Source organism: Primorskyibacter marinus (genome assembly GCF_003313245.1).
Classification (GTDB): domain Bacteria; phylum Pseudomonadota; class Alphaproteobacteria; order Rhodobacterales; family Rhodobacteraceae; genus Primorskyibacter; species Primorskyibacter marinus.
On record NZ_QJSD01000013.1, the window covers coordinates 96,052 to 103,940 of the forward strand.

Below are 7,889 nucleotides of genomic sequence, written 5' to 3' on the forward strand. Positions count from 1 at the left end.
ACCGGCCGCATGCCGGACTTTCGGTTTTCGCACATTCGCTGGCGCTGGCCGGCCTTTCATGGAGGATCAATACCATGACCAAGTATGACGCAGACTGGGTTGCCGCCGAAGAAGCCAAGCGCAAGTGGATGGCCGAGAATGGCCTGTATGCCGAAGAGGAAGAGCATTCCTCTTGCGGGGTTGGTCTTGTGGTGTCGCTGGATGGCAAGCCGTCACGCGGTGTTGTCGATGCGGGGATCAATGCGCTCAAGGCGATCTGGCATCGCGGCGCGGTGGATGCCGATGGCATGACCGGCGACGGGGCGGGCATTCATGTGCAGATCCCGGTGCCGTTTTTCTACGATCAGATCCGCCGCACCGGGCATGAGCCGCGCCAGGATGAATTGATTGCCGTGGGGCAGGTGTTTCTGCCGCGCACCAATTTCGGCGCGCAGGAAACCTGCCGGACCATCGTGGAAACCGAGGTTCTGCGGATGGGCTATTATATCTATGGCTGGCGGCATGTGCCGGTGGATGTGTCCGTTCTGGGCGAAAAGGCCAACGCCACCCGCCCCGAGATTGAGCAGATCCTGATTTCCAACGCCAAGGGTGTGGATCAGGAAACATTCGAGCGTGAATTGTATGTCATCCGCCGCCGGATCGAAAAGGCGGCTGCGGCGGCGGGCATTGGCCAGTTGTATCTGGCGTCGCTGTCTTGCCGGTCGATCATCTACAAGGGCATGATGCTGGCCGAGCAGGTGGCCGAGTTCTATCCCGATCTCAAGGATGCGCGGTTCGAAAGCGCCTTTGCGATCTATCACCAGCGTTATTCGACCAACACCTTCCCGCAATGGTGGTTGGCGCAGCCGTTCCGCATGTTGGCCCATAACGGCGAGATCAACACGCTGAAAGGCAACGTCAACTGGATGAAAAGCCACGAGATCCGCATGGCCTCGGCGACATTCGGAGAGATGGCCGAGGACATCAAGCCGATCATCGCCAATGGCGCGTCGGATTCGGCCGCGCTGGACGCGGTGTTCGAGGTGCTGGTGCGCGCGGGGCGCAATGCGCCGATGGCCAAGACGATGCTGGTGCCGGAATCCTGGTCCAAGCAGGCGGTGGAATTGCCCGATGCCTGGCGCGACATGTATTCCTACTGCAACTCGGTGATGGAGCCGTGGGACGGCCCGGCCGCCCTGGCGATGACCGATGGGCGCTGGGTCTGCGCCGGTCTGGACCGCAACGGCTTGCGCCCGATGCGCTATGTCGTGACCGGGGACGGTTTGCTGATCGCCGGGTCCGAGGCGGGCATGGTTGCGGTGGACGAAGGCACAGTGCGCGAGAAAGGCGCGCTGGGACCGGGGCAGTTGCTGGCCGTGGACATGAAAGAGGCGCGGCTGTATCACGACACCGAGATCAAGGATCAACTGGCCGCCAGCCAGCCCTTCGGAGACTGGGCCGACAAGATCAACGATCTGGATGCCGAACTGGCCGGAGAAACGGAATACCCGATGGTCGGTGGCGCGGATCTGCGGCGGCGTCAGATCGCGGCGGGCTATACGGTCGAAGAGATCGAACAGATCCTGGCCCCGATGGCCGAGGACGGCAAGGAAACGCTGGCCAGCATGGGCGATGACACGCCCGCGGCGGTGCTGTCGCGCAAATACCGTCCGCTCAGCCATTTTTTCCGGCAGAACTTCAGCCAGGTGACGAACCCGCCGATCGACAGTTTGCGCGAATTCCGGGTGATGAGCCTGAAGACGCGGTTCGGGAACCTCAAGAACGTGCTGGACGAATCCAGCGCGCAGACCGAGATTCTGGTACTGGACAGCCCGTTTGTCGCGGATGCGGAATTTGACGCGCTGTCGCGGCATTTCAAAGCCGCGCAGGTCGTGATCGACTGTACCTTCCCGGTGGGCGGGGGGCGTGACGCCCTGGCCCAGGGGTTGGCGCGGGTCCGGGCCGAGGCCGAGGATGCCGTGCGGTCCGGGGCGGGTCATCTGACGCTGACCGATCAGCACGCGGATGCCGACAAGGTTGCGATGCCGATGATCCTGGCCACCAGCGCGGTGCATAGCCACCTGACGCGCAAGGGTCTGCGGACCTTCTGCTCGCTCAACGTGCGCAGCGCGGAATGCGTCGATCCGCATTACTTTGCGGTGCTGATCGGCGCGGGGGCCACGGTGGTCAATCCGTGGCTGGCGCAATCCACCCTGGCCGACCGGATCGAGCGGGGCCTGATCGAGGGCACGCTGACCGAGGCGATGGCGCGATATCGTGCGGCCATCGACGCCGGGCTGCTGAAGATCATGGCGAAAATGGGCATCAGCGTCATCTCGTCCTATCGCGGTGGTCTGAACTTCGAGGCGGTGGGCCTGTCCCGCGCCATGTGTGCGGAATACTTCCCCGGAATGCTGAGCCGGATCTCGGGCATCGGGGTCAGCGGTATCCAGACCAAGGCCGAGGAAATCCATGCGCTGGGGTTCCGGGGCGGTCAGGACGTTCTGCCCATTGGCGGCTTTTACAAGGCCCGCAAATCGGGCGAGACCCATGCCTGGGGCGCGCAGAACATGCATCTGCTGCAAGCGGCCTGCAACAAGGCGAGCTTTGCGCTGTGGAAGCAATACACCAACGCGATGCAGGCCAATCCGCCGATCCATCTGCGCGACCTTCTGGCGATCAAGCCCATTGGCGACGCGATCCCGCTGGAGCAGGTGGAAAGCATCACCTCGATCCGCAAGCGGTTCGTGACGCCGGGCATGTCGCTGGGCGCTTTGTCGCCCGAGGCGCACAAGACGCTGAACGTCGCGATGAACCGCATCGGTGCCAAATCCGACAGCGGCGAAGGCGGCGAGGATCCGGCGCATTTCGTGCCTGAACCGAATGGCGACAACCCGTCTGCGAAGATCAAGCAGGTGGCGTCTGGCCGGTTCGGCGTGACGGCGGAATACCTCAACCAGTGCGAAGAGCTGGAGATCAAGGTCGCCCAGGGTGCCAAGCCCGGCGAGGGCGGGCAATTGCCCGGCATGAAGGTCACCAAGCTGATCGCGCGTCTGCGCCATTCAACCGAGGGCGTGACGCTTATCAGCCCGCCGCCGCATCACGACATCTACTCGATCGAGGATCTGGCGCAGCTTATCTATGACCTCAAGCAGATCAACCCGCGCGCCAAGGTCACGGTCAAGCTGGTGGCATCGAGCGGGGTCGGGACGATTGCCGCCGGTGTGGCCAAGGCCAAGGCCGATGTGATCCTGATTTCCGGCCACAATGGCGGCACCGGCGCGTCGCCCGCGACCTCGATCAAATATGCGGGTCTGCCATGGGAAATGGGGCTGACCGAAGCGCATCAGGTTCTGTCGATGAACAACCTGCGCACGCGGGTCACGCTGCGCACCGATGGCGGTTTGCGGTCCGGGCGCGATATTGTCATGGCCGCGATGCTGGGGGCCGAGGAATACGGCATCGGCACCGCCGCGCTGATCGCGATGGGCTGTATCATGGTGCGTCAGTGCCAGTCCAACACCTGCCCCGTGGGTGTGTGTACGCAGGACGAAGAGCTGCGCGCCAAGTTTACCGGCAATGCCGACAAGGTTGTGAACCTGATTACTTTCTACGCGCAGGAAGTGCGCGAGATCCTTGCCAGCATCGGGGCGAAATCGCTGGAAGAGGTGATCGGGCGGGCCGATCTGCTGAGCCAGGTCAGCCGGGGCGCGGATCATCTGGACGATCTGGACCTCAACCCGCTGCTGATCCGGGTCGATGGGTCGGATGACATCGTTTATGACCGCGACAAGCCGCGCAATGCGGTGCTGGACACGCTGGATGCAGAAATCGTGCGCGATGCGGCGCGGTTCCTGAAGGATGGCGAAAAGATGCAACTGTCCTATGCGGTTCAAAACACTGACAGGACCGTGGGCACGCGCACCTCCAGCCATATCGTGCAGAATTTTGGGATGCGCAATGCGTTGCAGCCGGACCATCTGACCGTGAAGCTGAGCGGCTCTGCCGGGCAATCGCTGGGTGCGTTTGCCGCGCCGGGGCTGAAGCTGGAAGTGTCGGGCGATGCCAATGACTATGTCGGCAAGGGTCTGTCGGGGGGCACCATCGTGGTGCGTCCGCCGATGCAATCGCCGCTGGTGGCCGCCGAGAACACGATCATCGGCAACACGGTGCTGTATGGCGCGACGGATGGCTATCTGTTCGCCGCCGGGCGCGCGGGCGAACGCTTTGCCGTGCGCAATTCCGGCGCGACGGTGGTGGTCGAGGGCTGCGGGTCGAACGGGTGCGAATACATGACCGGCGGGGTCGCGGTGATTCTGGGGCCGGTCGGGGCCAATTTCGGTGCGGGCATGACCGGCGGCATGGCGTATCTGTATGATCCCGACGGCGATGCCGAACGTCTGATGAACCTGGAAACGCTGGTGACTTGCCCGGTGACGGTCGATCACTGGGTCGATGAGTTGAAACTGCTGGTGCAACGCCACGCGGACGAGACGCAAAGCCGCCGGGCGCTGGATATTCTGCAACATTGGGATGTCGAGTTGGCGAATTTCGTGCAGATCTGCCCGAAGGAGATGCTGAACAAGATCGCCCATCCGCTGAGCACGCAAAGCACGGCCGTCCCGGCAGAATAATCCTGTCGTTCTGGTTTGAATCTGTCGGACATCCGGCCCGGAGGCGCAGCTTTCGGGCCGGTTTCCGTTGGAAAATGGCACCATGCGCGGGCGGGGTGCATGTGCTGGCTTTTCGCGGCACCGATCCCGGCCTATAGCTGACGGCATGGCAGGCAAGAGCAGGACAAAAACGCGCAAGACCGCGCCGCGTGGCAAGACGCGGCCCCAGCCCCTGCGCTGGGTGGTGCGGCGGCTATGCTGGGCGGGGTTGGGTATGGTTGGATTGGCGGTTCTGGCGGTGGTGGGCTACGCGGTGCTGAACCCGCCCACCACGCCTTATATGGTGTCCGAGGGGCGGCGGCTGGGTCAGTCGGTGGACCGGCAATGGGTCAGCGCCGACCGGATGGCCCCGGTGATGCTGCGCGCCGCCGTGGCGGCGGAGGATGCCAATTTCTGCACCCATTGGGGGTTCGACATGAAGGCGATCCGCGCGGCGCTGGAAAACGGTGGCCGGCGGGGGGCATCGACGATCAGCCAGCAGGTGGTGAAGAATGTCTATCTCTGGCACGGTCGAAGCTGGCCGCGCAAGGCGCTGGAGGCTTTGCTGACCCCGGCGGTCGAGGCGGTCTGGTCCAAGCGCCGTATCCTGGAGGTCTATCTGAACGTCGCCGAATTCGACGAGGGCGTGTTCGGGGTCGAGGCCGCGTCGCGTCACTATTTCGGTGTGGGCGCGGACGCGCTGAGCGGCACGCAGGCGGCGCGGCTGGCGGCGGTGCTGCCCGCGCCTCGGGACCGCTCTGCCGCGCGGCCCACCGCCGCTGTCAGCCGCCGTGCCAATTCCATCCGCGACGGCGCGGCGACCATCGCGCGGGACGGCCGGGCGGCCTGTTTCGAGCCGGATTGAAGCGCGATCAGGCACCGAAACGCTGCTCTGATTCGCTGCGTCAGGGGTGCCACCCGGTCTGAAATTCGATCACGAAAACGAGAGGAAGGAGCCGTTTTCGCACATGTCGATCCGGCCCCAAGTCAAGAAAATCTCCAAGATTTTTTTTCGCCGCAACGGTTGCATGGCCGAGGGGTCTGTTTTCGTTTATTTTTTGCCAAGCAGTTTTTTGCTTATGTGTTTGATTTGCAAAATCCAAGGGCTGCGCCCGGCCAGTTTCATTGGCTGCGGCTGCGCCAAGGCGGCTGCGTGTTAGAATTCCTTTACATGCAGAGGGGTTCTGCAACACAGCTACTAAGGATATACACCATGAACACCTCCCTCCGCGCCCTTCTTGGCGCAACAGCCATTGTAACCGCCTTCGCTTCCGTCGCGTCCGCGCAAGGCGCGTTTTCGCGCACCTCTGTCGCTCAGGACATGAACGAAGACCTGATTGATGACATCGAAGACGATGCAGAGCGCGACGTGCGCCGGTTCGGCAATGAAGGACGCCCTCAGGGCTTTTCCGGCAGCTTCGCACTGCGCGGCATTGCGAAATCCGGCAACAGCGACAGCTTTGACTTGGGCATCGGCGCTGACATGACCTATGTTCAGGGTCCCAATGGATATGAGCTTCAGTTGAGCTATGACTACGGTCAGACAGATGGCGTATCCACGGACGAAAGCCTGTTTTACAGCCTTGAATACACGCGTGACTTCAACCCGGTTGTCTTTGGTTTCGCCAAGGTCCAGGGGTCGGTTGACGAGTTTTCCTCGTTTGAGAGCGACACGTTTGTCAGCTTTGGTGCCGGTTACCGGATCTTCAACGATGCAAACCGTCAGTGGTCCGTTCAGGCTGGTCCCGGCTACCGCTATGCCGATCTGAGCGATGCCTCCCTGTCGGATATTGACGAAGGGGCCTTTGGCATTTCGTCCGACTATGCGCAGAAGCTGACAGAAACCGTGTACCTGACCAACGACACCGATGTGGTGTGGTCGGATTCCGACACGGTTGTCTTCAACGACCTGGCGCTGAGCGTTGCGATGTCCAACCAACTGGCACTGCGGACCAGCATCCTGACAGAGTACCATTCCGAGCCGGCAGACGGCTTTGACGAAACCGACAACACCTTCGGTGTGTCGCTGGTTTACTCCTTCAACTAAGGTTTTCGGCCACGGCCGAAACACTGGCAGAGGTCCTCATCCCTCATGTGACATCTGAGAGTTGACCTGGGGCGGCAACGAAAGTTGCCGCCCCGACGCGTTTTGCGGGCCTTCGCGGAACGTCAGATGCCTTTGGCCTTTGCATCAAAATCTGAAAAAACCGTCATGCGGCTCTTCACGCGGATTGCAGCCTTCGCAGGCTCGGCAAAAAACCTTCAACAACCGCTTAGGTTTCGACCGGGTTGGGGGACAGAAGAAATCGGGCACCTTCCAACAGGAACAAAGAGGCGTATTTTAAGACGCCCGTGAAAATATACTCACATCGATTGACTTTCCGTCTGGCCAAACAACCATTGAGTGTCTAGGCAGCACACCCATTAATTCTTGTTTAGGAGCATAAGTTTGTGATTCATTTCGTCTAAACAACGGGCGGGAGGATGGAAGTGGCACGATCAGACATGAGCGATCTGGAATGGGAATTCATCAAAGCTGTCTTACCTAACAAAACGCGCGGCAAGAAGCGGGTGGATGACCGCCGCGTGATCAACGGTATTTTCTACGTCCTGCGCACCGGCATCCCTTGGGCCGATCTGCCCAGCGAATATGGCCCACCGACAACGGTCTATAATCGCTTCAACCGGTGGAGCTATGCGGGCCACTGGGACCGGATCATGGACGCCATCGCCGACGCGCATAACGTGGACACAGTGATGGTCGACGGGACCAGCGTGCGCGCGCATCATTCCGCCACGACTCTCAAAAAAAGACCCGCGCCGCTGTTTAGGTCGCTCACGGGGCGGATTAGGAACGAAAATACATGCACTTACCAATCAGGATGGGCTGCCGATCCGATATGAATTGACACCCGGCCAAGCTCATGACGCGCCGCCGTGCAAGGCGCTACTGGACAATTTGCAACCTGGCCAACATGTGCTCGCGGACAAAGCATATGACGCAGACTGGATCAGAGACTTGATCTGGGAACAGGGCGCTATCGACGTGATCCCTCCCAAGGCCAACCGCAAACTACCCGCCGAATTTGATGCTGCAATCTACCGGGAACGCAACAAAATCGAGCGTTTCTTTGGCAGGCTGAAAGCCTCGTTCCGCCGTATCGCAACCCGATACGAGAAGACGTCACGCAATTTCCTGTCGATGATCAAATTGGCATCGGTCAGGCTGTGGATCGAGTTTTATGAGTCGGCTGCCTA

Annotated in this window: 4 protein-coding genes; all 4 read left to right on the forward strand. The window is 61.2% G+C overall.

Going from position 1 to position 7,889, the window contains the following annotated elements:
• Positions 1–74: 74 nt before the first annotated feature.
• On the forward strand, positions 75–4,613 hold the full coding sequence (gene gltB / locus DMZ65_RS14690) for a glutamate synthase large subunit (protein WP_116599645.1): 4,539 nt from the start codon (positions 75–77) through the stop codon (positions 4,611–4,613).
• A 145-nt stretch (positions 4,614–4,758) separates the two neighbouring features.
• Positions 4,759–5,496, forward strand: coding sequence for a monofunctional biosynthetic peptidoglycan transglycosylase (gene mtgA, locus DMZ65_RS14695; protein ID WP_116599637.1), 738 nt, complete (start codon positions 4,759–4,761; stop codon positions 5,494–5,496).
• Between the two features lie 348 nt (positions 5,497–5,844).
• The gene (locus DMZ65_RS14705) at positions 5,845–6,678 is read left to right on the forward strand and encodes a DUF481 domain-containing protein (protein WP_116599639.1); all 834 of its coding nucleotides are present in this window, start codon (positions 5,845–5,847) and stop codon (positions 6,676–6,678) included.
• A 443-nt stretch (positions 6,679–7,121) separates the two neighbouring features.
• A protein-coding gene (locus tag DMZ65_RS14710; RefSeq protein WP_114963763.1) for an IS5 family transposase occupies positions 7,122–7,889 on the forward strand; the annotation gives its coding sequence in 2 pieces (ribosomal slippage) (positions 7,122–7,444 and positions 7,443–7,889; 770 coding nt annotated over the 2 pieces). This gene is flagged as partial in the annotation.